General features: G+C 63.0%; 33 protein-coding genes. All 33 read right to left on the bottom strand.

Going from position 1 to position 24,352, the window contains the following annotated elements; translation table 11 throughout:
- Positions 1-38: 38 nt before the first annotated feature.
- Positions 39-545: a disulfide bond formation protein B gene (locus ACZK0Z_RS04465; protein WP_049432774.1), complete on the bottom strand. Its 507-nt coding sequence runs from the start codon at positions 543-545 to the stop codon at positions 39-41.
- 187 nt (positions 546-732) lie between these two features.
- Complete coding sequence (gene rplQ / locus ACZK0Z_RS04460) at positions 733-1,116, bottom strand: 50S ribosomal protein L17 (RefSeq protein ID WP_459004461.1); 384 nt, start codon at positions 1,114-1,116, stop codon at positions 733-735.
- A 190-nt stretch (positions 1,117-1,306) separates the two neighbouring features.
- Positions 1,307-2,305 carry a DNA-directed RNA polymerase subunit alpha gene (locus ACZK0Z_RS04455; RefSeq protein WP_004145453.1) on the bottom strand — a complete coding sequence of 333 codons (999 nt, stop codon included), beginning with the start codon at positions 2,303-2,305 and terminating at the stop codon, positions 1,307-1,309.
- A gap of 55 nt (positions 2,306-2,360) precedes the next feature.
- The gene (gene rpsD / locus ACZK0Z_RS04450; RefSeq protein ID WP_004145446.1) at positions 2,361-2,990 is read right to left on the bottom strand and encodes a 30S ribosomal protein S4; all 630 of its coding nucleotides are present in this window, start codon (positions 2,988-2,990) and stop codon (positions 2,361-2,363) included.
- A 15-nt stretch (positions 2,991-3,005) separates the two neighbouring features.
- Positions 3,006-3,395 (bottom strand): 30S ribosomal protein S11, encoded by a 390-nt coding sequence (gene rpsK, locus ACZK0Z_RS04445; RefSeq protein WP_004145443.1) that lies wholly within the window; start codon positions 3,393-3,395, stop codon positions 3,006-3,008.
- A gap of 11 nt (positions 3,396-3,406) precedes the next feature.
- A complete protein-coding gene (gene rpsM / locus ACZK0Z_RS04440; RefSeq protein WP_004154500.1) occupies positions 3,407-3,763 on the bottom strand; it encodes a 30S ribosomal protein S13 in 357 nt (118 codons plus the stop codon).
- 347 nt (positions 3,764-4,110) lie between these two features.
- Positions 4,111-5,478, bottom strand: a complete 1,368-nt coding sequence (gene secY, locus ACZK0Z_RS04435; protein WP_005415420.1) for a preprotein translocase subunit SecY — start codon at positions 5,476-5,478, stop codon at positions 4,111-4,113.
- 7 nt (positions 5,479-5,485) lie between these two features.
- Positions 5,486-5,929, bottom strand: coding sequence for a 50S ribosomal protein L15 (rplO, locus tag ACZK0Z_RS04430; RefSeq protein WP_004154498.1), 444 nt, complete (start codon positions 5,927-5,929; stop codon positions 5,486-5,488).
- Between the two features lie 6 nt (positions 5,930-5,935).
- Complete coding sequence (gene rpmD / locus ACZK0Z_RS04425; protein WP_005408214.1) at positions 5,936-6,127, bottom strand: 50S ribosomal protein L30; 192 nt, start codon at positions 6,125-6,127, stop codon at positions 5,936-5,938.
- The gene (rpsE, locus tag ACZK0Z_RS04420) at positions 6,120-6,662 is read right to left on the bottom strand and encodes a 30S ribosomal protein S5 (protein WP_005408213.1); all 543 of its coding nucleotides are present in this window, start codon (positions 6,660-6,662) and stop codon (positions 6,120-6,122) included. The genes rpmD and rpsE overlap by 8 nt, the downstream gene beginning before the upstream one ends.
- 161 nt (positions 6,663-6,823) lie before the next feature.
- Positions 6,824-7,183: a 50S ribosomal protein L18 gene (gene rplR, locus ACZK0Z_RS04415; RefSeq protein WP_169411773.1), complete on the bottom strand. Its 360-nt coding sequence runs from the start codon at positions 7,181-7,183 to the stop codon at positions 6,824-6,826.
- Positions 7,184-7,263: 80 nt separating this feature from the next.
- Complete coding sequence (rplF, locus tag ACZK0Z_RS04410) at positions 7,264-7,788, bottom strand: 50S ribosomal protein L6 (protein ID WP_014646052.1); 525 nt, start codon at positions 7,786-7,788, stop codon at positions 7,264-7,266.
- An 18-nt stretch (positions 7,789-7,806) separates the two neighbouring features.
- Positions 7,807-8,205, bottom strand: a complete 399-nt coding sequence (gene rpsH / locus ACZK0Z_RS04405) for a 30S ribosomal protein S8 (RefSeq protein ID WP_005408210.1) — start codon at positions 8,203-8,205, stop codon at positions 7,807-7,809.
- A 258-nt stretch (positions 8,206-8,463) separates the two neighbouring features.
- The gene (rpsN, locus tag ACZK0Z_RS04400; protein ID WP_005408209.1) at positions 8,464-8,769 is read right to left on the bottom strand and encodes a 30S ribosomal protein S14; all 306 of its coding nucleotides are present in this window, start codon (positions 8,767-8,769) and stop codon (positions 8,464-8,466) included.
- 18 nt (positions 8,770-8,787) lie between these two features.
- Positions 8,788-9,330, bottom strand: a complete 543-nt coding sequence (rplE, locus tag ACZK0Z_RS04395; RefSeq protein ID WP_004154491.1) for a 50S ribosomal protein L5 — start codon at positions 9,328-9,330, stop codon at positions 8,788-8,790.
- A gap of 11 nt (positions 9,331-9,341) precedes the next feature.
- A complete protein-coding gene (gene rplX / locus ACZK0Z_RS04390; RefSeq protein ID WP_004154490.1) occupies positions 9,342-9,659 on the bottom strand; it encodes a 50S ribosomal protein L24 in 318 nt (105 codons plus the stop codon).
- A gap of 16 nt (positions 9,660-9,675) precedes the next feature.
- Positions 9,676-10,044 carry a 50S ribosomal protein L14 gene (gene rplN, locus ACZK0Z_RS04385; RefSeq protein WP_004145357.1) on the bottom strand — a complete coding sequence of 123 codons (369 nt, stop codon included), beginning with the start codon at positions 10,042-10,044 and terminating at the stop codon, positions 9,676-9,678.
- Positions 10,045-10,056: 12 nt separating this feature from the next.
- Positions 10,057-10,326 carry a 30S ribosomal protein S17 gene (rpsQ, locus tag ACZK0Z_RS04380; protein ID WP_004154489.1) on the bottom strand — a complete coding sequence of 90 codons (270 nt, stop codon included), beginning with the start codon at positions 10,324-10,326 and terminating at the stop codon, positions 10,057-10,059.
- 11 nt (positions 10,327-10,337) lie between these two features.
- Positions 10,338-10,523 (bottom strand): 50S ribosomal protein L29, encoded by a 186-nt coding sequence (gene rpmC / locus ACZK0Z_RS04375; RefSeq protein ID WP_004154487.1) that lies wholly within the window; start codon positions 10,521-10,523, stop codon positions 10,338-10,340.
- Positions 10,523-10,936, bottom strand: coding sequence for a 50S ribosomal protein L16 (gene rplP / locus ACZK0Z_RS04370; RefSeq protein WP_004154486.1), 414 nt, complete (start codon positions 10,934-10,936; stop codon positions 10,523-10,525). Before rplP ends, rpmC begins: the two co-directional genes overlap by 1 nt.
- Before the next feature lie 5 nt (positions 10,937-10,941).
- Positions 10,942-11,676 carry a 30S ribosomal protein S3 gene (gene rpsC, locus ACZK0Z_RS04365; RefSeq protein WP_004145350.1) on the bottom strand — a complete coding sequence of 245 codons (735 nt, stop codon included), beginning with the start codon at positions 11,674-11,676 and terminating at the stop codon, positions 10,942-10,944.
- Positions 11,677-11,694: 18 nt separating this feature from the next.
- Positions 11,695-12,030: a 50S ribosomal protein L22 gene (rplV, locus tag ACZK0Z_RS04360; RefSeq protein WP_004145348.1), complete on the bottom strand. Its 336-nt coding sequence runs from the start codon at positions 12,028-12,030 to the stop codon at positions 11,695-11,697.
- Positions 12,031-12,042: 12 nt separating this feature from the next.
- Complete coding sequence (gene rpsS, locus ACZK0Z_RS04355) at positions 12,043-12,312, bottom strand: 30S ribosomal protein S19 (RefSeq protein ID WP_004154485.1); 270 nt, start codon at positions 12,310-12,312, stop codon at positions 12,043-12,045.
- A 6-nt stretch (positions 12,313-12,318) separates the two neighbouring features.
- Positions 12,319-13,146, bottom strand: a complete 828-nt coding sequence (rplB, locus tag ACZK0Z_RS04350) for a 50S ribosomal protein L2 (RefSeq protein WP_004145339.1) — start codon at positions 13,144-13,146, stop codon at positions 12,319-12,321.
- Between the two features lie 10 nt (positions 13,147-13,156).
- Positions 13,157-13,456 (bottom strand): 50S ribosomal protein L23, encoded by a 300-nt coding sequence (gene rplW / locus ACZK0Z_RS04345; protein WP_004145338.1) that lies wholly within the window; start codon positions 13,454-13,456, stop codon positions 13,157-13,159.
- Positions 13,453-14,058: a 50S ribosomal protein L4 gene (gene rplD / locus ACZK0Z_RS04340; protein ID WP_049432779.1), complete on the bottom strand. Its 606-nt coding sequence runs from the start codon at positions 14,056-14,058 to the stop codon at positions 13,453-13,455. Before rplD ends, rplW begins: the two co-directional genes overlap by 4 nt.
- Before the next feature lie 12 nt (positions 14,059-14,070).
- Complete coding sequence (rplC, locus tag ACZK0Z_RS04335; protein ID WP_004145336.1) at positions 14,071-14,721, bottom strand: 50S ribosomal protein L3; 651 nt, start codon at positions 14,719-14,721, stop codon at positions 14,071-14,073.
- Positions 14,722-14,732: 11 nt separating this feature from the next.
- A complete protein-coding gene (gene rpsJ, locus ACZK0Z_RS04330) occupies positions 14,733-15,044 on the bottom strand; it encodes a 30S ribosomal protein S10 (RefSeq protein WP_005408208.1) in 312 nt (103 codons plus the stop codon).
- 332 nt (positions 15,045-15,376) lie between these two features.
- The gene (gene tuf, locus ACZK0Z_RS04325) at positions 15,377-16,567 is read right to left on the bottom strand and encodes an elongation factor Tu (protein ID WP_004154360.1); all 1,191 of its coding nucleotides are present in this window, start codon (positions 16,565-16,567) and stop codon (positions 15,377-15,379) included.
- Between the two features lie 52 nt (positions 16,568-16,619).
- Positions 16,620-18,761 carry an elongation factor G gene (fusA, locus tag ACZK0Z_RS04320; protein ID WP_019662237.1) on the bottom strand — a complete coding sequence of 714 codons (2,142 nt, stop codon included), beginning with the start codon at positions 18,759-18,761 and terminating at the stop codon, positions 16,620-16,622.
- A gap of 141 nt (positions 18,762-18,902) precedes the next feature.
- A complete protein-coding gene (gene rpsG, locus ACZK0Z_RS04315; protein ID WP_004145321.1) occupies positions 18,903-19,376 on the bottom strand; it encodes a 30S ribosomal protein S7 in 474 nt (157 codons plus the stop codon).
- 12 nt (positions 19,377-19,388) lie between these two features.
- Positions 19,389-19,763 carry a 30S ribosomal protein S12 gene (gene rpsL / locus ACZK0Z_RS04310; RefSeq protein WP_004145320.1) on the bottom strand — a complete coding sequence of 125 codons (375 nt, stop codon included), beginning with the start codon at positions 19,761-19,763 and terminating at the stop codon, positions 19,389-19,391.
- A 283-nt stretch (positions 19,764-20,046) separates the two neighbouring features.
- Complete coding sequence (rpoC, locus tag ACZK0Z_RS04305; protein ID WP_049432759.1) at positions 20,047-24,270, bottom strand: DNA-directed RNA polymerase subunit beta'; 4,224 nt, start codon at positions 24,268-24,270, stop codon at positions 20,047-20,049.
- Between the last annotated feature and the right edge of the window lie 82 nt (positions 24,271-24,352).

Raw genomic sequence — 24,352 nt, 5'->3', positions numbered from 1 at the left:
CCCTTTGCGATGCAAAGGGATCCGACCCCGTCCTGCCTTCAGCGCCTGACCTTGCGCAGCGACACCACCAGCGCCCACAGCGCCAGCAGCACGAACCACACGCCCGACCACATCGGCATGGTCAGGCCCAGGAACGTCCAGTCGATGTTGCCGCAGTTGCCGGTACCGGTCAGCACCGTGCGGAACACTTCCAGCGGCCCCATGGTCTCACTCAGGAAGGCCAGCGGCGGGCCACAGGTGGAACCCATTTCCGGCGGCAGCATCTGCACGTAGACGTGGCGCGCGGCGATGCCGACACCTACTGCCGCGGCAATGAAGGCCAGCACGCCATAGGTCGCGCGTCCCGGGCGGTTGGACGGACCATGCAGCGCACCGATCAGGAACAGCAGGCCCAGCGCAGCGAACGCCAGGCGCTGGAAGATGCACAACGGACACGGCTCCAGGCCCATCTTCAGCTGCAGGAAGATGGCGTAGCCCAGCAGGCCCGCGCAGATCAGGAAGCCCAGGAAGAACTGGGCGCGGAAGGGCCAGCGCAGTGGATTCATCGTCAACGCTCGAATGGATCAGGCGCCAAGCGTAACCGACAGCGCGCCCCGTTCGAACCGCCACACGGCACGCCTGTCGGAACGGTGCGGGTCAGAGCCCGTGCCTGCGGCCCGGAATCCGACCCCGCAGAAACGCAAAAGCCCGGCAGAGGCCGGGCTTTCGCTGTGTCGCGTTGGAGCGGTCCGATTACTCGGCCACTTCCTCGGCCACGACCGGACGGTCGACCAGTTCGACGTAGGCCATCGGCGCGTTGTCGCCGGCGCGGAAGCCGCACTTCAGCAGGCGCAGGTAGCCGCCCGGACGGTTCGCGTAGCGCGGGCCCTGGATGGTGAACAGGTTGCCCACGGCTTCGTTGTCGCGCAGGCGGGCGAAGGCCAGACGGCGGTTGGCGACGGAGTCGACCTTGGCCAGGGTGATCAGCGGCTCGGCAACGCGGCGCAGTTCCTTGGCCTTCGGCAGGGTGGTCTTGATCAGCTCGTGCTTGAACAGCGAGGCAGCCATGTTCTTGAACATCGCTTCGCGGTGGGCGCTGGTGCGGCTGAACTTACGGCCAGACTTCTGGTGACGCATGGTGATATTCCTTGGTTAATGATGAGGCTGTGTGGATCGTTGTCGCCATCCTGGCGTTGCTGCGCGGACTGCGGTTGGTCCTGGCCATCCATCCTGGACGACCTGCCCGCGAACCTTGGGTTCGTCGTGGCATGTTGTGTTGCGTTGAAGGCTCCACCGCGAACGGTGGAGCCCTCAGGCATTACCGATATCAGCCCAGCATGCCGTGGCTGGCGACGCCGGCCGGCGGCCAGTTCTCCAGCTTCATGCCGAGCGACAGGCCGCGCTGAGCCAGCACTTCCTTGATCTCGGTGAGCGACTTCTTGCCCAGGTTCGGGGTCTTCAGCAGCTCCACTTCGGTCTTCTGGATCAGATCGCCGATGTAGTAGATGCTTTCAGCCTTCAGGCAGTTGGCCGAACGCACGGTCAGCTCCAGATCGTCGATCGGGCGCAGCAGCACCGGATCCACGCCGTTGTTGGCCGGCTTGGCCGCACCGCGGTCGCGGTGGGTGAAGTCACCGAACACCGACAGCTGGTCGCTGAGGATGTCGGCGGCGGTGCGCACGGCTTCCTCGGCATCGATGGTACCGTTGGTCTCGATATCGATGACCAGCTTGTCCAGGTCGGTACGCTGTTCGACGCGGGCCGCTTCCACGGCATAGGCGACGCGGCGGACCGGCGAGAACGAGGCATCCAGGACCAGGCGGCCGATGGCACGGGTTTCTTCGTCCGGACGACGACGCGCGGCAGCCGGCTGGTAGCCGAAACCACGTTCGATCTTCAGACGCATGTTGACTGCCGTGTCCTTGGTCAGGTGGCAGATCACATGGTCGCCGTTCAGGATCTCCACATTGTGGTCGACCTTGATGTCGGCAGCGGTGACAACGCCCGGGCCCTGCTTGGACAGGGACAGGGTGGCGCTGTCGCCGGAGTGCATACGGATGGCCACGTCCTTGAGGTTCAGCAGGACTTCGAGCACGTCCTCCTGCAGACCTTCGACCGTGGTGTACTCATGCAACACGCCGTCGATTTCGACTTCCGTGATGGCGAAGCCCGGGATGGACGACAGCAGCACGCGACGCAGGGCATTACCCAGCGTATGCCCGTAACCCCGCTCCAAAGGTTCGATAACGACCTTTGCACGGGTGTCGGTAAGGCGTTCGATCTGCGGACCGCGAGGACGCAGAACCTGGTTGGCGGTAACCGTCATGTTGCGGGTTCTCCTAGTGAACCCCCGGCCGTCGCCGGGGGCTCTCCAATGTGAATTACTTCGAATACAGCTCGACGATCAGCGCTTCGTTGATGTCCGCAGGCAGATCCGAACGATCCGGAACAGCCTTGAAGATACCGGTGAACTTGCCGGAATCCACTTCAACCCACGACGGGCTCAGGTCATGCTGGGCGGCGACGGTCAGGGCTTCCTGGACGCGCAGCTGCTTGGCAGCCTTTTCAGACAGGGCGATGGCGTCGCCAGCCTTGACCTGGTACGAAGCCAGGTTGACCGACTTGCCATTCACGGTGACGCCGCGGTGCGACACCAGCTGACGGGCAGCCGGACGGGTCACGGCGAAGCCCATGCGGTAGACGACGTTGTCCAGGCGGGTTTCCAGCAGCTGCAGCAGGTTCTCGCCGGTGTTGCCCTTCTTGGTCGAGGCCTTCTTGTAGTAGTTGCGGAACTGACGCTCCAGCAGGCCGTAGATACGCTTGACCTTCTGCTTTTCACGCAGCTGGGTAGCGTAGTCGGACAGCTTGCCCTTGCGGGCAGTGGCGCCGTGCTGGCCGGGCTTCTGCTCCAGCTTGCACTTGGAGTCCAGCGCACGCGCCGGGCTCTTCAGGGACAGGTCGGCGCCTTCGCGACGGGCGAGCTTACAGGTAGGACCGATATAACGAGCCATTTCTTATCGCTCCCTTTAGACGCGACGCTTCTTCGGCGGACGGCACCCGTTGTGCGGGATAGGCGTCACGTCGATGATGTTGGTGATCTTGTAGCCGACGTTGTTCAACGAACGCACGGCCGACTCACGGCCCGGACCCGGGCCCTTGATGCGGACTTCCAGCGACTTCACGCCGTAGTCCAGCGCAGCGCGACCGGCCTTTTCAGCAGCCACCTGGGCAGCGAACGGGGTCGACTTGCGCGAACCGCGGAAGCCAGCGCCACCGGAGGTCGCCCACGACAGAGCGTTGCCCTGGCGGTCGGTGATGGTGACGATGGTGTTGTTGAACGAAGCGTGGACGTGGGCAACGCCGTCGGTGACGACGCGCTTGATCTTCTTCTTGGTCTTAGCAGCGGGCTTAGCCATTTCTCAGTCCCTTACTTCTTGATCGCCTTGCGCGGACCCTTGCGGGTGCGGGCGTTGGTACGGGTGCGCTGGCCACGCAGCGGGAGGCCACGACGGTGACGCAGGCCGCGGTAGCAGCCCAGGTCCATCAGGCGCTTGATCGCGATGCCGATTTCACGGCGCAGATCGCCTTCCACGATGTACTTGCCGACTTCGGCGCGCAGGCGCTCGATTTCCGGCTCCGACAGATCGCGGATCTTGGTGGTCGAAGCAACGCCTGCGACTTCGCAGACCTTCTTCGAACGGGTACGGCCGATGCCGTAAATGCTTTGCAACCCGACCCAGACGTGCTTCTGGGCTGGCAGGTTGACGCCTGCAATACGCGCCATGACGCGGTTCTCCAGCTGAGTGATGGCCGACAGCGCGCCTCGGGCACGCCAATCCGGCAGGATGGATCAAAAAAGTGAACTAGCGATACTAACAAGGTTCCGGTTTACATGGAAGCCCGTGAAACCATTGGTTTCATGAACCCGGCCTGGGGAGTGTGCCCAGGCTCCGGCGCCGGATGGGGTTGGACCTGGGGTTTCCCCCGGGGCCGCCCGCGCTACTCCAGCGCGGGACCACCTCATCACACCCCCACCCGGAACCGCTGCGGGGGCCGCCCTTCGTTTGTGTGGCCGGAGTCCGCGAAGCGGAGGGACCATCACGTCAGGAAGACGAAAGTATAACAGGCCAATCAGCCGCGGGCAAAACCGCCGCGGTTGCCGCCCTTCAGGTTGGCCTTCTTCAGCAGGCTCTCGTACTGGTGGGACATCAGGTGCGCCTGCACCTGGGCGATGAAGTCCATCACCACCACCACCACGATCAGCAGCGAAGTACCGCCGAAGTAGAACGAGGCGTTCAGCTGCGTGCGCATCAGTTCCGGCAGCAGGCAGACGATCACCAGGTAGGCCGAGCCCGCCGCGGTCAGGCGGGTCAGCACGCCGTCGATGTAGTCGGCGGTGGCCTTGCCCGGACGGATGCCCGGAATCAGCGCGCCGGACTTCTTCAGGTTGTCGGCGGTTTCCTGCGAGTTGAACACCAGCGCGGTGTAGAAGAACGCAAAGCCGGTGATCAGTGCGGCGAACACGATCATGTGCAGCGGTTCGCCCGGGCCCAGGGCATTGGCGACCTTCTGCAGAACCTGGCCGAAGCTGCTCTGGTTGGCCGCCTGGCCGGACCACATGGCCAGGGTGGCCGGGAAGGCCAGCAGGCTCGAGGCGAAGATCGCCGGGATGACGCCGGCCATGTTGAGCTTCAGCGGCAGGAACGAGGTCTGGTTCATGTACGCGTTGCGACCGCCCTGGCGGCGCGCGTAGTTGACCGTGATCCGGCGCTGGCCACGCTCGACGAACACCACGAAGAAGGTGAAGGCGAGCACGACGATGGCGATCAGCAGCAGCTGGATGAACTGGATGTTGCCGTCGCGGTAGGCGTCGAAGGTGTGGATGACCGCACCCGGCAGGCCGGCGACGATACCGGCGAAGATGATCAGCGACACGCCGTTGCCGATGCCGCGCTCGGTGACCTGCTCACCGACCCACATCAGGAACATGGTGCCGGCGGTCAGCGCGACCACGGCGGTGAGCACGAAGCCCATGCCCGGTGCGTACACGACCGGTGCGCCCGACGGCGAGACCTGGCCCTGCAGGGCCAGCGCGATCGAGCCGCCCTGCACCACTGCCAGCAGCACGGCGCCGATGCGCGAATACTGGGTGATCTTGCGGCGGCCGGACTCACCTTCCTTCTGCATCGCCTTCAGGGCGGGGAAGATGTGCACGGCCAGCTGCATCACGATCGATGCCGAGATGTACGGCATCACGTTCAGCGCGAAGATGCTGAAACGGTGCAGGGCGCCGCCCGAGAACATGTTGAACATGTCCACGATGCCGCCGCCCTGCTGTTGCATCATGGCAAGCATGGCATCGGGATTGACGCCCGGCACCGGCACGTAGCAGCCGATGCGATAGACGATCAAAGCCCCGACGACGAACAGCAAACGTTGGCGAAGTTCAGTGAACTTGCCCATTCCGCCCGCGAGGTTACCGATGCCAGCTTGCGCCATGATTTTCTTACTCCGTTACGCTGCCGCCGGCAGCTTCGATCGCGGCCTTGGCACCAGCCGTGGCAGCAATACCCTTCAGGGTGAACGCCTTGGTCACTTCGCCCTTGACGACGACCTTGGCCTTCTTGGCAGTGCTCGGGACCAGCTTGGCAGCACGCAGGGCGGCGAAGTCGATCTCACCGGCCGGCAGCTTGTCCAGCGCGTACAGCAGCACTTCAGCGGTGTCCTTGGCGATCGGCGAACGGAAGCCGATCTTCGGCAGACGACGCTGCATGGGGGTCTGGCCGCCTTCGAAGCCAGCCTTGATCTTGCCGCCACCCTTGCGGGCGAACGAACCCTTGTGGCCGCGGCCGGCAGTCTTGCCCAGGCCCGAGCCGATACCGCGACCGACGCGGGTACGCTCGGTGCGGGCGCCCGGTGCCGGGCTCAGTTCATTGAGACGCAGAGTCATGGTCGATTACTCCTCAACCTGGACGAGGTACTGAACCTTGTTGATCAGGCCGCGCACCTGCGGGCTGTCCTTCAGTTCACGCACATCGTTGAGCTTGTTCAGGCCCAGGGCACGCACCGACAGGCGGTGACGCGACTGGGTGCCACGCAGGCCACGCACCAGGCGGACCTTGACAGTCTTGTTGGACTCATTAGCCATGGTTGAGTTCCTCCACCTTCTTGCCGCGCTTGGCCGCGATGCGGGCCGGCGACTGCGCAGCAGACAGGCCCTTCACGGTGGCACGCACCAGGTTGATCGGGTTGCGCGAACCGGTGGCCTTGGCCAGCACGTTCTTCACGCCAACGGCTTCCAGCACGGCGCGCATGGCACCGCCGGCGATCACACCGGTACCTTCCGAAGCCGGCTGCATGAACACGCGGGCTGCGCCGTGACCATCCTTGATGGTGTGCCACAGGGTGCCGTTGTTCAGGTCAACGCTGACCAGGTTCTTGCGGGCCTGTTCCATCGACTTCTGGATGGCGACCGGCACTTCGCGGGCCTTGCCATAACCGAAACCGACCTTGCCTTCGCCGTCGCCGACAACGGTCAGGGCGGTGAAGGTGAACTGGCGGCCACCCTTGACGGTCTTGCTGACGCGGTTGACCGCGACCAGCTTTTCGATCATGCCGTCGTCGATCTTCTCTTCGCGGTTACGGTCGCGATCGCGACCCCGCTGCTGACGCTCTTCTGCCATGTTGATTCCTTGGTTGTTTGGGTATGTACGGCTCGAGGCCGCTTATGGTTGTGGAATGTCGCGTTGTCCCGGTGAACCACTGCAGAAGAGTGGCGCCGTCCCGCCTCACTCAGGCGGGCGAGCAGGCGGGCAGGAGACCACAGGTCCCCTGCCCTTATCCCTTAGAACTGCAGGCCGGCTTCGCGGGCGGCTTCTGCCAGGGCCTTGATGCGGCCGTGGTAGCGGTAGCCCGAACGATCGAAGGCAACCTTCTCGACGCCGGCGGCCTTGGCGCGCTCAGCGACGATACGGCCGACCTTGGCGGCGGCGTCGGCGTTCTTGCCGTTCTTCAGGCCTTCCTTGACGTCGGTCTGGGTGGTGTTGGCGGCAGCCAGCACCTTGGAACCGTCGGCGGTGAAGACCTGGGCGTACAGGTGCTGGCCGGTGCGCAGCACCGACAGGCGGGCGACGCCGAGCTCACGGATGTGGGCGCGGGTCGACTTGGCGCGACGCAGGCGGGCGATGTTCTTGTTCATTTTGATTATTCCTTGAAAGCTGAAGGAAGAGCTTTTCCCTGAGAAGTCCGCACAGGGATGTGCGGGCTCTTGCGAGGGACTCGCGCTTATGCCTTCTTGGCTTCCTTACGGATGATGACTTCGTCGGAGTACTTCACGCCCTTGCCCTTGTATGGCTCCGGCTTGCGGAACGCACGGATCTTGGCGGCAACTTCACCGACGACCTGCTTGTCAGCGCCCTGGACCAGGATCTCGGTCTGGGTCGGGGTGGTGATGGTGATGCCTTCCGGCGCCACGAACACGACCGGGTGCGAGAAGCCCAGGGACAGGCTCAGGTCCTTGCCCTGCATGGCAGCGCGGTAACCCACGCCGACCAGCTCCAGCTTGCGCTCGAAGCCTTCGGACACGCCCTTGACCATATTGGACAGGATCGCACGCACGGTACCGGTCAGTGCGACCAGCTCGGCGTTCTCGGTGCTCAGGGTGGCAACGCCGTTGTCGACGTTGATGGCGATACCGGCCGGCTTGGCCAGCGACAGGGTACCCTTCGGGCCCTTGGCGGTGACGCTGTCCGACTGGACGTTCAGTTCAACCTTACCCAGGGTAATCGGCTTCTTGGCTACGCGGGACATAGTTCTACTCCTTTCGCCTTAGGCCACGAAGCACAGGACTTCGCCGCCGACGCCCAGCTGGCGCGCCTGCGCATCAGTCATGATGCCCTTGGAGGTGGAAATGATGGAGATACCCAGGCCGTTCATGACCTTCGGCAGCTCGCTCTTGCCGCGGTACTGGCGCAGGCCCGAACGCGAGAAGCGCTTCAGGGTCGCGATGACCGGCTTGCCTTCGAAATACTTCAGCACGATTTCCAGCTCGGACTTGTTGTTTTCCAGCTGGGTCACGCGCAGGTCGGTGATGTAACCCTCGTCCTTCAGGACCTGGGCGATCGCAACCTTGATCTTGGACGACGGGGCCTTCACCGTCTGCTTGCCTACCGCGGCCGCATTCTTGATGCGGACCAGCAGGTCGGCGATGGGATCAGTCATGCTCATATGAGTACCTTTGAGTGCACCGATATCCGCTTTCGCGAAAATCTGTTGTCTCCTGGAAACGGGCCAGGTCCCTTGATGCAGCGGGCCGGAAGCCCACTCCTACGACCCCGTTTGCGCAGGGCAAGACGCGGGAGTATACGCCAAAAGAGCCCGGCTTGCGCCGGGCTCTTCGGTTTTTTTGCGTCGGGAAAGCTGAATGCCTCCCCTGCCCGGTTCAGGAACCCCCGAAGGGGCTCCTGATCGCAGGGCCGGCTGGGATTACCAGCTGGCCTTGCGCAGACCCGGGACGTCGCCACGCATGGTGGCTTCACGCAGCTTGTTACGGCCCAGGCCGAACTTGCTGTAGACGCCACGCGGACGACCCGACAGCTCGCAACGGTTGCGCTGGCGGCTCGGCGACGAATCGCGCGGCAGCTTGGCCAGCTTGGTTGCGGCGTCGATCTTCTCTTCGTAGGTCGCGTCCACGGAGGACACGATCTTCTTCAGAGCCGCACGCTTTTCAGCGTACTTCTTTGCCAGCTTTTCCCGCTTGATGTCGCGGTTGACCATGGAGGTCTTTGCCATTTCGGTTTCCTCGACAGATCAGTTACGGAACGGGAACTTGAACGCTGCCAGCAGCGCCTTCGCTTCCGCGTCGGTCTTCGCAGTGGTGGTGATGGCGATATCCATACCGCGGATCGCGTCGACGGCGTCGAAGTCGATTTCCGGGAAGATGATCTGCTCCTTCACACCCATGTTGAAGTTGCCGCGGCCGTCGAAGGAACGACCGGAAACACCACGGAAGTCGCGCACGCGCGGCAGCGAGATGTTGATCAGGCGATCCAGGAACTCGTACATCTTGTGGCGACGCAGCGTGGTCTTGCAGCCGATCGGCCAACCATCGCGGATCTTGAACGACGCAACCGACACGCGCGACTTGGTGACAACCGGCTTCTGGCCGGAAATCTTGGTCATGTCGCCGACGGCGTTTTCCAGGATCTTCTTGTTGGTGGCCGCTTCGCCGACACCCATGTTCAGGGTGACCTTGACCAGCTTCGGCACTTCCATCGGATTGGTGTAGCCGAACTGCTTCATCAGCGCCGGCACCACTTCGTCCTTGTAGAACTTTTCGAGACGGGAACTCATCTTCTCATTCCTCAGGCGTCGAGCGCCTCACCGCTGGAGCGGAACACACGCAGTTTGCGTCCATCCTCCAGCACCTTGAAGCCAACGCGTTCGCCCTTGCCCGAAGCCGGGTTCAGAACATTCACGTTGGAGATATGGATCGAAGCTTCGCGCTCGACCACGCCGCCGGCAACACCTGCCTGCGGGTTCGGCTTGGTGTGGCGCTTGACGATGTTCACGTTGGCGACGACCACACGGTCGCCATCGACGCGGACGACTTCGCCCTGCTTGCCCTTGTCCTTGCCAGCGTTGACGACAACCTGGTCGCCCTTCTTGATACGGTTAGCCATGATTATCTCCTGTCGCTCACAGCACTTCGGGAGCGAGCGAGACGATCTTCATGAACTTCTCCGAACGAAGTTCACGAGTCACCGGCCCGAAGATACGGGTACCGATCGGCTCCTGCTTGCTGTTCAGCAGAACGGCAGCGTTGCCGTCGAAGCGGATCAGCGAGCCGTCGGCGCGACGCACACCCTTGCGGGTACGCACCACGACGGCGTCATACACTTCACCCTTCTTGACCTTGCCGCGCGGAATCGCATCCTTCACGGTGACCTTGATGATGTCGCCGATGCCGGCGTAACGGCGCTTGGAACCACCCAGCACCTTGAAGCACATCACCTGCTTGGCACCCGAATTGTCCGCGACGTCAAGGTAGCTCTGCATCTGGATCATGATTCAGACTCCTTATTCAGCCGCACGCGTGATGACTTCCACCACGCGCCAGTTCTTGGTCTTGGACATCGGAGCAATCTCGGTCACGCGGACGACATCGCCTTCCTTGCAGGCGTTGTCGGCATCGTGGGCGTGCAGCTTGGTCGAGCGCTTGATGTACTTGCCGTACAGCGCGTGCTTGACCTGACGCTCAACCAGGACGGTAACCGTCTTGTCCATCTTGTTGCTGACGACACGGCCTTCGACCGTGCGCAGCGTCTTCTTTTCAGTATTGTCGCTCATAGCGGCCATCCTTACTTCGTGCTGCCGAGCAGGGTCTTGACGCGAGCAATCTCGCGACGGACCCGGCGAATGTCGTGGGTCTTCGGCAGCTGGCCGGTGACCTGCTGCATACGGACAGAGAACTGTTCCTTACGCAGGTCGATCAGGTGGGCCTTGAGTTCGTCAGCCGACTTTTCACGGAGAGTTTTGATATCCATCAGCGCACCGTACGGGTCACGAAAGTGGTGGTGACCGAGAGCTTGGCGGCGGCCAGGCGGAACGCCTCGCGAGCCACTTCCTCGGAAACACCCTCGATTTCATAGATCATGCGGCCGGGCTGGATCTGGGCCACCCAGTATTCCACGTTGCCCTTACCAGAACCCATTCGGACTTCGATGGGCTTCTTGGTGATGGGCTTGTCGGGGAACACGCGGATCCACATCTTGCCGCCGCGCTTGACGTAGCGGCTGATCGAGCGGCGGGCCGCTTCGATCTGACGCGCGGTCAGCTGACCGTGTGCGGTTGCCTTCAGGCCGTATTCGCCGAAGCTGACAGCGTTGGCGCTCCAGCTCAGGCCATCGTTACGGCCCTTGTGTACCTTGCGGTACTTGGTTCGCTTGGGTTGCAACATTGTCGTTACCTCGCTTCACGGGCCGGGCGCTGACGGTCACCACGGTCGCCGCGATCGTGACGATCGTTGCGCGACGGGGTGTCGTCCTGCTTTTCCTGGCCAACCTGGGAGAAATCGAAGACCTCGCCCTTGTAGATCCAGACCTTGATGCCGATGATGCCGTAGGTCGTCTTGGCTTCAGCGAAGCCATAGTCGATGTCGGCACGCAGGGTGTGCAGCGGCACGCGGCCTTCGCGGTACCACTCCGAACGGGCAATTTCTGCACCGTTGAGGCGGCCACCGACGTTGACCTTGATGCCCAGGGCACCCAAGCGCATCGCGTTGCCGACCGAGCGCTTCATTGCACGGCGGAACATGATGCGACGCTCCAGCTGCTGGGCGATCGACTCGGCAACGAGCTGCGCGTCCAGTTCCGGCTTGCGCACTTCGGTGACGTTGATGTGCGCCGGGACGCCCATCATCTCGCTCACTTCCTTGCGCAGCTTCTCGATGTCCTCACCGCGCTTGCCGATCACCACGCCCGGACGGGCGGTGTGGATCGTCACGCGAGCGGTCTTGGCCGGACGCTCGATCAGGATCTTGCTGATGCCGGCCTGAGCCAGCTTCTTGCGCAGCATTTCGCGCACTTTCAGGTCGGCTGCCAGGTAACCAGCGAACTCGGCCTTGTTGGCGTACCACTTGGAGTTCCAGTCCTTGGAAATGCCGAGGCGGATACCAATCGGATGAACTTTATGACCCATGGTCTTTTCCTTATCCGCTTACTTGGCGGCGCCCACAACCACAGTGATGTGGCTGGTGCGCTTGAGGATGCGGGTACCGCGGCCTTTCGCCCGCGCCATGAAACGCTTCAGGGTCGGACCTTCATCAACCATGATGGTCTGAACCTTCAGCTCGTCGACGTCGGCGCCCTGGTTGTTCTCGGCATTTGCAATAGCCGACTCCACCACCTTCTTGATCAGGTGGGCAGCCTTCTTGTCCGAGAACTTCAGCAGGTTGACCGCACGCTCGGCCGGCAGACCGCGCACCTGGTCAGCGACCAGACGAGCCTTCTGCGGGGAGATGCGCGCAGTGCGCAGGATGGCTTTCGCTTCCATTGTCATCTCTCCTTACTTGCCCGACTTCTTGTCACCACCGTGACCCTTGAAGGTCCGGGTGATGGCAAATTCGCCGAGCTTGTGGCCGACCATGTTCTCGTTGACGAGAACCGGGATGTGGTTCTTGCCGTTATGCACGGCAATGGTGACGCCTACCATGTCAGGCAGGATCATCGAACGGCGCGACCAGGTCTTGATCGGCTTCTTGCTGCCCGCAGCGGCCTCCACCTTCTTGACGAGGTGGTGATCGACGAACGGGCCCTTCTTGAGTGAACGTGCCATGGTCGATTAGCCCCTACGATCGCGGACGATGAACTGCTGAGTGCGCTTGTTATGGCGCGTCTTGTAACCCTTGGTCGGGACACCCCACGGGGTGACCGGATGCGGGTTACCCTGGCCGGCCTTGGCCTCACCACCACCGTGCGGGTGGTCAACCGGGTTCATGGCAGCACCACGAACGGTCGGGCGGACGCCGCGCCAACGCTTGGCACCGGCCTTGCCCAGCTTTTCCAGGCTGTGCTCGTCGTTGCCGACTTCGCCGATGGTGGCGCAGCACTCGACCGGAACCTTGCGCATTTCACCCGAGCGCAGGCGCAGGGTGGCGTAGATGCCTTCGCGAGCCACCAGCTGCACGGCCGCACCGGCGGCGCGAGCGATCTGAGCGCCCTTGCCCGGCTTCAGTTCGATGCAGTGGATGGTGGTGCCGACCGGGATGTTGCGCAGCGGCAGGGTGTTGCCAGCCTTGATCGGGGCATCCGAACCAGCGATCACCTGATCACCAGCCTTCAGGCCCTTCGGGGCGATGATGTAGCGACGCTCACCGTCGACGTAGCACAGCAGAGCGATGTGGGCGGTGCGGTTCGGATCGTATTCGATGCGTTCCACGCGCGCCGGGATGCCCAGCTTGTTGCGCTTGAAGTCGATGATGCGGTAGTGCTGCTTGGCACCACCACCGACGTGACGCACGGTGATGCGGCCATGGTGGTTACGACCACCCGAGCGGCTCTGCGACTCGACCAGCGCGGCGTGCGGAGCACCCTTGTGCAGGTCGGGAGTGACCACGCGCACGGCCGAACGGCGGCCGGGGGAAGTGGGCTTGAATTTCATCAATGGCATGGGATGTACCTCAGGCCTTGGCCGTTACATCGATCGACTGGCCATCGGCCAGGCGAACGTACGCCTTGCGCCAATCGCCGCGGCGGCCAGCACGGTTACGGAAGGACTTGTTCTTGCCCTTGACGTTGACCACGTTGACGGCTTCGACCTTGACGTCGAACAGCTGCTCAACCGCGGCCTTTACATCGGCCTTGGTGGCTTCGTTCGAAACTTCGAAGACATACTGGTTGGAGAGTTCCTGCAGGCGCGCGGTCTTTTCGGAGACACGCGGGGCACGCAGCACGCTGAAGATTTTTTCGTTGCTGTTCATGCCAGCCACTCCTCGACCTTCTTGACCGCGTCAGCGGTGATGACGACCGTGTCGGCACCCACCAGCGAGACCGGATCCAGACCCTGGACGTCACGCACCTGCACGTACGGCAGATTGCGGGCGGACAGGTACAGGTGCTCGGACGCTTCTTCGGTGACGATCAGCGGGCGCTTGCCCACTTCCAGGCCGGCCAGCTTGGCGATCAGACCCTTCGTGTTGGTCACTTCGACGTCGAAGGACTCCACGATGGTCAGACGGCCCTGACGGTTCAGCTCGGACAGGATCGCGCACATGGCGGCACGGTACTGCTTGCGATTGACCTTCTGCTCGAAGCTGCGCGGCTTGGCCGCGAAGGTGACACCGCCGCCGACGAAGATCGGAGCCGTCAGTGCGCCATGACGCGCGCCGCCGCCCTTCTGCTTCTTCGACTTCTTGGTGGTACCAGCCACTTCAGAGCGAGTCTTCTGTGCCTTGGTGCCGGCGCGACCGGCGTTGCGGTAAGCAACGACGACCTGGTGGACCAGATCTTCGCTGAAATCGCGACCGAACACGGCTTCGGAGACCGAGACCTTGTTGTTGCTACCCGTGATAACGAGTTCCATCGTCATCTCTCCTTATGCCTTGCTCGCCGGACGGACGATCACATCGCCACCCGCCGCGCCCGGAACGGCGCCGCGAACCGCGATCAGACCGCGCTCGACGTCGACCTTGACCACTTCCAGGTTCTGGGTGCTCTGCTGCACCGCGCCCATGTGGCCCGACATCTTCTTGCCCGGGAAAACGCGACCCGGGGTCTGGCGCTGGCCCAGCGAACCCGGCGCGCGATGCGACAGCGAGTTACCGTGGGTTGCATCGCCCATACGGAAGTTGTGGCGCTTGATGGTGCCCTGGAAGCCCTTACCCTTGGTGACACCCTGGACGTCGACGATCTGGCCGACTTCGAAGATGTCCGCCTTGACTTCGCCGCCAACGGCGAAATCGCCGAGCTGCGCGTCTTCAACGCGGAATTCCCACAGGCCACGACCCGCTTCCACCTTCGCCTTGGCGAAGTGGCCGGCTTCCGGCTTGTTGACCAGGGCAGCGCGACGCGCGCCGACGGTCACCTGCACGGCGCTGTAGCCGTCGGTTTCGACGGTCTTGATCTGCGCGATGCGGTTCGGGGTTGCTTCGATCAGGGTCACCGGGATGGAGCGGCCATCTTCAGTGAACACGCGGCTCATGCCGGCCTTGCGGCCCACGAAGCCCAACGAATACTTCTTCGTCATGGTCGTAGTCCTCAGGTCAGCTTGATCTGAACGTCGACGCCGGCAGCCAGTTCGAGCTTCATCAGCGCGTCCACGGTCTTGTCATTCGGGTCAACGATATCGAGCACGCGCTTGTGCGTGCGGGTCTCGTACTGGTCACGCGCGTCCTTGTCGACGTGCGGGGAAACGAGAACGGTGTAACGCTCGATCTTGGTCGGCAGCGGGATCGGGCCACGCACTTGCGCGCCGGTCCGCTTTGCCGTTTCAACGATCTCGCTGGCCGAACGGTCGATCAGACGATGATCGAACGCTTTCAGCCGGATCCGGATCTTTTGGTCCGCCATGGCGGTAGGTTCCTTCGTTAAAAGAGCGACAGACAAAGCCTCTGGGTTGCTTTGCCCCATGAAATTCCTGAATACGGACGGCCCACACTCCTGCAGGCCGACAAGGTCACTCCATAGACCTCAAAAACGTAGGCAGACCCGTTCCCAGGCCTGCCCAGACGTAGAAGCATAATGGCACGCAAGGCAGCTGTCAACAGTCGCCTGTTGACGCCGCCTGAATGGCATTGACCCTTCCTGGTCCGGGGAACACAAGGCACATCCTGTGCCTGCTTTCCCATTTGATACGCCCCGATGCCCTACCCAGGCAACATCGGGGCGCAGATACTACCAGATTACTCGATGATCTTCGAGACCACGCCGGCGCCGACGGTACGGCCACCTTCGCGGATGGCGAAGCGCAGGCCTTCGTCCATTGCCACCGGGTTGATCAGGGTGACGACCATCTTGACGTTGTCACCCGGCATCACCATTTCGACGCCTTCCGGCAGCGCAGCTGCGCCGGTGATGTCGGTGGTGCGGAAGTAGAACTGCGGACGGTAGCCGTTGAAGAACGGGGTGTGACGGCCGCCCTCGTCCTTCGACAGGACGTAGACTTCGCCTTCGAACTTGGTGTGCGGCTTGATCGAACCCGGCTTGGCCAGAACCTGGCCACGCTCGACGTCGTCACGCTTGGTGCCGCGCAGCAGCAGGCCAGCGTTGTCGCCTGCCTGCCCCTGGTCCAGCAGCTTGCGGAACATTTCAACGCCGGTCACGGTGGTCTTCTGCACCGGACGGATGCCGACGATTTCGATTTCGTCGCCAACCTTGATCACGCCGCGCTCGATACGACCGGTCACCACGGTGCCGCGGCCCGAGATCGAGAACACGTCTTCCACCGGCATCAGGAACGGCTTGTCGATCGCACGCTCCGGCTCCGGGATCCAGCTGTCCAGGGCGTCGACCAGCTTCAGGATGGCCGGCACGCCGATGTCGCTCTGGTCGCCTTCCAGCGCCAGACGGGCCGAACCAGCGATGATCGGGGTGTCGTCGCCCGGGAAATCGTACTTGCTCAGCAGCTCGCGCACTTCCATCTCGACCAGCTCGAGCAGCTCGGCGTCGTCAACCATGTCGGCCTTGTTCAGGAACACGACGATGTACGGCACGCCGACCTGACGCGACAGCAGGATGTGCTCGCGGGTCTGCGGCATCGGGCCGTCAGCGGCCGAGCACACCAGGATCGCGCCGTCCATCTGGGCGGCACCGGTGATCATGTTCTTGACGTAGTCAGCGTGGCCCGGGCAATCGACGTGGGCGTAGTGACGGACCGGGGATTCGTATTCGACGTGCGCGGTCGAGATCGTGATGCCACGAGCCTTTTCTTCCGGAGCGGCGTCGATCGAGGAGTAATCCTTGAACTCGCCACCGAAGCGCTCGGCACCGATCTTGGTCAGTGCAGCGGTCAGCGTGGTCTTGCCGTGGTCGACGTGACCGATGGTGCCGACGTTGACGTGCGGCTTGGTGCGCTCGAACTTACCCTTTGCCATTGTTCTATACCTTGATTGTTCGTAAGTGGTTTCAAGAGAGGCTGAGCGAGGCTCAGCCCTTCTTCATGACGGCTTCGGCGATGTTGGTCGGCGCCGGCTCGTAGTGATCGAATTCCATGGTGAAGGTGGCGCGGCCCTGGGTCTGCGAACGCAGTGCAGTGGCGTAACCGAACATTTCACCCAGCGGGATCATCGCGTTGATGATGCTGGCCGAACCGTCACCGGTGGTGTCGGAACCCTGCAGCACGCCGCGACGACGGCTGACGTCGCCCATCACGTCACCCTGGTAATCCTCCGGGGTCACGATCTCGACCTTCATGATCGGCTCCAGCAGCACCGGCTTGGCCTTGGCGAAGCCCTGCTTGAAGGCCATCGACGAAGCCAGCTTGAACGCCATTTCCGAGGAGTCGACGTCGTGGTACGAACCGAACACCAGCTTCACCTTGACGTCCACGACCGGGAAGCCAGCCAGCGGGCCGCTGGTGATGGTTTCGCGCAGGCCCTTTTCAACCGACGGAATGAATTCCTTCGGGATCACGCCGCCGGTGATGTCGTTGATGAACAGGAAGTCGTCCTTGATCATCGGAGCGATCTTCGGATCGGCACGATCTTCAGCGGTGATCGGCGACAGCTCAATCACGACGTGACCGTACTGACCCTTACCACCGGACTGCTTGGCGTGCTTGTAGTCCGACTTGACGTCGGCCAGGGTGATGGTTTCGCGGTAGGCCACCTGCGGCGCACCGACGTTGGCTTCAACGTTGAACTCGCGCTTCAGGCGGTCGACGATGATGTCCAGGTGCAGCTCGCCCATGCCCGAGATGATGGTCTGGCCGGATTCTTCGTCGGTCTTGACGCGGAACGACGGATCTTCCTGCGCCAGACGGCCCAGGGCCAGACCCATCTTTTCCTGGTCCGACTTGGTCTTCGGCTCGACGGCCATCGAGATCACCGGCTCCGGGAACGTCATGCGCTCCAGGATGATCGGGGCGTCCACGGCGCACAGGGTGTCACCGGTGGTGGTGTCCTTCAGGCCCACGGCAGCGGCGATGTCACCAGCCAGAACTTCCTTGATTTCCTCGCGGTTGTTCGAGTGCATCTGCAGGATGCGGCCGATGCGCTCCTTCTTGCCCTTCACCGAGTTCAGCACGGTGTCGCCACCGTTCAGAGTGCCCGAGTAGACACGGAAGAAGGTCAGCGCGCCGACGAACGGGTCGGTGATGATCTTGAAGGCCAGCGACGAGAACGGAGCCTTGTCGTCCGACTTGCGGGTCATTTCGACGGTGTCGTCGTCAACGTCCACGCCCTTCACGTCCGGCACGTCGACCGGCGACGGCAGCAGCTGGATCACGCCGTCCAGCATGGCCTGCACGCCCTTGTTCTTGAAGGCCGAGCCGCAGTACATCGGCACGATCTCGGTGGCAAGGGTGCGGGTACGCAGCGCGTTGATGATTTCGGCCTCGGCCAGCTCTTCGCCGCCCAGATACTTTTCCATCAGCTCTTCGCTGGCTTCGGCAGCGGTCTCGACCATGAACTGGCGAGCCTCTTCCGCAGCCGCCTGCAGATCAGCCGGGATGTCGCTGTACTCGAACTTCATGCCCTGCGAAGCCTCATCCCAGTGGATGGCCTTCATCTTCAGCAGGTCGACGACGCCCTTGAAGTTGTCTTCAGCGCCGATCGGCAGCTGCATCGGCACGGCAACCGCGCCCAGCTTGGCCTTCAGCTGGCCGACGACCTTCTGGAAGTTGGCACCGGTGCGGTCCATCTTGTTGACGAACGCGATGCGCGGCACGTGGTACTTGTTGGCCTGGCGCCACACGGTTTCCGACTGCGGCTGCACGCCACCGACGGCGCACAGGACGAAGACGGCACCGTCGAGCACGCGCAGCGAGCGCTCCACTTCGATGGTGAAGTCGACGTGCCCGGGGGTGTCGATGATGTTGAAGCGGTGCTCCGGCAGGGACTTGTCCATGCCCTTCCAGAACGCGGTGGTGGCAGCGGACTGGATCGTGATGCCACGCTCCTGCTCCTGCTCCATCCAGTCCATGGTGGCGGCGCCGTCATGCACTTCACCGATCTTGTGGCTCTTGCCGGTGTAGAACAGGATGCGCTCGGACGTGGTGGTCTTGCCGGCATCGATGTGAGCCATGATGCCGAAGTTACGGTAACGCTCGATGGGAGTGGAACGGGCCACGGGAGCCTCTCAGATTTCTTGGATTTCGGATGGCCGAACGCCGCCTTTCGGCGGCCTTCGGATTGGCGCAGTCTTTCTGGGACCGCGAGGCAGCACGCACCGAAGTGGTGCTGCCCTGCCTGTTTTACAAGGCCGTCAAACTCACCAGCGGTAGTGGGCGAAGGCCTTGTTGGCTTCGGCCATGCGGTGGGTTTCTTCGCGCTTCTTGATGGCGCCACCACGGTTTTCCGAGGCGTCGATCAGTTCAGCAGCCAGCTTCTTCGGCATGGTGTTCTCACCACGCTTGCGCGCGGAGTCGATCAGCCAGCGCATGGCCAGGGCCATCTTGCGCGACGAACGCACTTCGACCGGCACCTGGTAGGTGGCACCACCGACGCGGCGCGACTTGACTTCGACCGCCGGAGCGACGTTGTCCAGAGCCTTCTGCACCAGCTCAATGGCGTTGGCGCTGCTGTTCTTCTCGGTGATCACGTCCATGGCGCCGTACACGATCTTTTCGGCGACGGACTTCTTGCCGCTCTGCATGACCATGTTGATGAAGCGGGCGATGGTTTCGCTTCCGTGCTTCGGATCGGGCAGGACGGAACGCTGCGGAGTATTACCCTTACGCGACATAGTGCTCTCTCCTTATGCCTTCGGACGCTTGGCGCCGTACTTGGAACGGGCCTGGCGACGCTTGGCAACGCCGGCGGCGTCGAGCGAGCCACGAACGGTGTGGTAACGCACACCCGGCAGGTCCTTGACGCGACCGCCGCGGATCAGGACCACGGAGTGCTCCTGCAGGTTGTGGCCTTCACCACCGATGTAGGAAATCACTTCTTCCTGGTTGGTCAGGCGGACCTTGGCAACCTTGCGCAGAGCCGAGTTCGGCTTCTTCGGAGTGGTGGTGTAGACACGGGTGCAGACGCCACGGCGCTGCGGGCACTTGTCGAGCGCCGGCGAGGCACTCTTGTAGGTGGTCGCTTGCCGCGGCTTGCGGACCAGCTGGTTGATCGTCGCCATCAGTAGGTTCTTCTGATTGGTGGCCGGAAAATCCGACCAGAGATGCGGAAATGTTAAAGCAGGCCAAAATTCTGGCCTGCTGAGACAGACGATTGTAGCAACCTGCCAGGAAAGCAGTCAAACGCCTCCTGTCAAGCCCGTTCCTGATCCCGGAACGTTACTGGGGGGCCTCCATGTACCCCGTTCAGGTTGGCGGGGTGAACCGTGAGTGGCCCACCCTGCCCTTTCCCAATCCCATCGATGAACCGATGGGTGGTCCGGCCTTGTGGCCGGACCGGATACCTCATTCTTCGCCCGAAGCCTGTTCAGCTTCAGCTTCAACCACCGGTGCCTCGACCGCGGCCGGGGTGCCGGCCAGGGTCTGCATTTCCGACTCGGTGAGACCGGAAGCGCCGCGGCGGCGGTTGCTGTGGTACGCCAGGCCGGTACCGGCCGGAATCAGGCGACCCACGATGACGTTTTCCTTCAGGCCACGCAGGTTGTCCGAGGTGCCGCGGACGGCCGCTTCGGTCAGCACGCGGGTGGTTTCCTGGAACGACGCGGCCGAGATGAACGATTCGGTCGCCAGCGAGGCCTTGGTGATACCCAGCAGGACCGGATCGAAGTGCGCCGGCAGCTCGTTGCGGGCTGCAAGGCGGGCATTCTCCTCGATAACGCGCTGGCGCTCCACCTGTTCGCCGTTCAGGAACTTGCTGCTGCCCTGGTCGGTGATCTCGACCTTGCGCAGCATCTGGCGGGTGATCACCTCGATGTGCTTGTCGTTGATCTTCACGCCCTGCAGGCGGTACACGTCCTGGATTTCCTTCACCAGGTAGGCGGCCAGCGGTTCGACACCCAGCAGGCGCAGGATGTCCTGCGGGCTCGGCTCGCCGTCCACGATGGTTTCACCCTTGGTGACATGCTCGCCTTCGAAGACGATGACCTGGCGGTACTTCGGGATCAGCTCTTCGTGCTCCGAACCATCGGTGTCCTTGATGATCAGGCGCTGCTTGCCCTTGGTGTCCTTGCCGAAGCTGATGATGCCCGAACGCTCGGCCAGCACCGCCGGATCCTTCGGCTTGCGCGCTTCGAACAGATCGGCCACGCGCGGCAGACCACCGGTGATGTCGCGGGTCTTCGACGCTTCCTGCGGGATCTTGGCGACCACGTCACCCACGCCGACGGCAGCGCCGTCCTGCAGGTTGACGATCGAGCGCGGCGGCAGCAGGTACTGCGCCGGCAGATCGGTGCCCGGGATCGACAGGTCGTTGCCCTTGGCGTCGACGATGCGCACGATCGGGCGCAGGTCCTTGGCCTGGGTGCCACGACGCTTCGGATCGGTGATTTCGCGCGACGCCAGGCCGGTCAGCTCGTCGGTCTTCTCGATGACGGTGATGCCGTCGACGAAGTCGATGAAGCGGATGAAGCCGGCCACTTCCGACACGATCGGGTGGTTATGCGGATCCCAGTTGGCCACGGTCTGGCCAGCCTTGATCGCATCACCGTCCTTGGACGTGATGGTCGCACCGTACGGCAGCTTGTAACGCTCACGCTCACGGCCGTGGGCATCGAGCACCGAGATTTCGCCCGAGCGCGACACTGCCACCAGCGAGCCGTTGGCATGCTCGACGGACTTGAGGTTGCTGAACTTGACCGAGCCGGTGGTCTTGACGGTGATGTTGTCGACCGCAGCAGCTCGCGACGCCGCACCACCGATGTGGAACGTACGCATGGTCAGCTGGGTACCCGGCTCACCGATGGACTGGGCGGCGATGACGCCGACCGCTTCACCGATGTTGACCAGGTGGCCACGGGCCAGATCGCGGCCGTAGCAGCGCGAGCAGACACCGAAGGCCGATTCGCAGGAGATGGTCGAGCGGACCTTGATGGTCTGCACGCCGGCATCTTCCAGCTTGGCAACCCAGGCTTCGTCCAGCAGGGTGTTGCGGGTGACGATCGGATCTTCGTCGTTGCCCGGCAGGAACACGTCCTCGGCAACCACGCGACCCAGCACGCGGTCCTTCAGCGGCTCGACCACGTCGCCGCCTTCCACGATCGGGGTCATGATCAGGCCTTCGGTGGTACCGCAATCCACCTCGGTGATCACCACGTCCTGCGCGACGTCGACCAGACGACGGGTCAGGTAACCCGAGTTCGCGGTCTTCAGCGCGGTATCGGCCAGACCCTTGCGGGCACCGTGGGTGGAGTTGAAGTACTCCTGCACGTTCAGGCCTTCGCGGAAGTTCGCCTTGATGGGCGTCTCGATGATCGAGCCGTCCGGACGCGCCATCAGGCCACGCATGCCGGCCAGCTGACGGATCTGCGCCTGCGAACCACGCGCACCGGAGTCGGCCATGATGTACAGCGAGTTCATCGACTTCTGGTCGATGGTCTCACCCTTGGCATTGACCACCTTCTCGGTACCGATGGTGTCCATCATCGCCTTGGCGATGCGCTCGTTGGTGCGCGACCAGATGTCGACCACCTTGTTGTAGCGCTCGCCGGCGGTGACCAGACCCGACTGGTACTGCTCCTGGATTTCCAGCACTTCGGCTTCGGCCTCGGTGAGGATGCCCTTCTTCTCGTCCGGGATCAGCATGTCGTCGATGCCGATCGAGACGCCGGCGCGGGTCGCGTAGGCGAAGCCGGTGTACATCAGCTTGTCGGCGAACACGACCGTGTCCTTCAGACCCAGCTGGCGGTAGCTGGAGTTGATCAGGCGGCTGATGTTCTTCTTGGTCAGCTCGGTGTTGGCCAGCGCGAACGGCAGGCCTTCCGGCAGGATTTCAGCCAGCAGGGCGCGACCGATCGTGGTGTCCACGATCGAGGTCTTGTTCTGCTTGACGCCGTCTTCGTCGGTCACCACTTCGGTGATGCGGACCTTGACGCGCGCGTGCAGTTCCACCACGCGGTTGTCGTAGGCACGCTTCACTTCGGCGATGTTGGCGAAGGCCATGCCCTCGCCCTTCTTGTTTTCCAGCGAGCGGGTCATGTAGTACAGACCCAGCACGACGTCCTGCGACGGCACGATGATCGGCTCGCCGTTGGCCGGCGACAGGATGTTGTTGGTCGACATCATCAGCGCACGCGCTTCCAGCTGGGCTTCCAGCGAGAGCGGCACGTGGACGGCCATCTGGTCACCGTCGAAGTCGGCGTTGAACGCGGTGCAGACCAGCGGGTGCAGCTGGATGGCCTTGCCTTCGATCAGCACCGGCTCGAACGCCTGGATGCCCAGACGGTGCAGGGTCGGCGCACGGTTCAGCATCACCGGATGCTCGCGGATGACCTCTTCCAGGATGTCCCAGACTTCGGCTTCTTCGCGCTCGACCAGCTTCTTGGCGGCCTTGATGGTGGTGGCCAGGCCACGGCGCTGCAGCTTGGCGAAGACGAACGGCTTGAACAGCTCGAGCGCCATCTTCTTCGGCAGGCCGCACTGGTGCAGGCGCAGGTACGGACCGACCACGATGACCGAACGGCCCGAGTAGTCGACGCGCTTGCCCAGCAGGTTCTGGCGGAAGCGACCCTGCTTGCCCTTGATCATGTCGGCCAGCGACTTCAGCGGGCGCTTGTTGGTGCCGGTGATGGCACGGCCACGACGGCCGTTGTCCAGCAGCGCATCGACCGATTCCTGCAGCATGCGCTTTTCATTGCGCACGATGATGTCCGGCGCGCTCAGTTCGAGCAGGCGGCGCAGGCGGTTGTTGCGGTTGATGACGCGGCGGTACAGGTCGTTCAGGTCGGAGGTCGCGAAACGGCCGCCGTCCAGCGGAACCAGCGGACGCAGGTCCGGCGGCAGCACCGGCAGCACGGTCATGACCATCCATTCCGGACGGTTGCCCGATTCCAGGAAGGCCTCGATCAGCTTGATGCGCTTGGTGAGGCGCTTGAGCTTGGTTTCCGAACCGGTAGCAGCGATTTCCTCGCGCAGGCGGGTCATTTCCGACTGCAGGTCGATCGTGCGCAGCAGTTCGTACACGGCCTCGGCGCCCATGGCGGCGTCGAAGTCGTCACCGTGCTCCTGGCGGGCCTGCAGGTACTGTTCTTCGGTCAGCAGCTGGCGGCGTTCCAGGGCGGTCAGGCCCGGCTCGGTCACCACGTAGGCTTCGAAGTACAGCACGCGCTCGATGTCGCGCAGGGTCATGTCCAGCATCAGGCCGATGCGCGACGGCAGCGACTTCAGGAACCAGATGTGCGCGACCGGCGAGGCCAGGTCGATGTGGCCCATGCGCTCGCGACGCACCTTGGCCAGGGTCACTTCGGTGCCGCACTTTTCGCAGACCACGCCGCGGTGCTTCATGCGCTTGTACTTGCCGCACAGGCACTCGTAGTCCTTCACCGGGCCGAAGATGGCGGCGCAGAACAGGCCGTCGCGTTCCGGCTTGAAGGTACGGTAGTTGATGGTTTCCGGCTTCTTCACTTCGCCGAAGGACCACGAACGGATCAGGTCCGGCGAGGCCAGCGCGATCTTGATCGCGTCGAAGTCCAGCGTCTGGCGCTGCTGGTTGAAGAGGTTGAGCAGGTCTTTCATGGTGTTCTCCAGAAGGAGGAATGCTGTGTCGATGGGCTTTCAGTTGACTGCCAGCGGCGCGGCGGTTGAGGCCGCCGCGCCG

The sequence above is a fragment of the Stenotrophomonas sp. 116085_Sma genome (assembly GCF_056479585.1).
The sequence above is the reverse complement of the archived record's forward strand: the minus strand, read 5'-3'. Positions and strand labels throughout refer to the sequence as shown.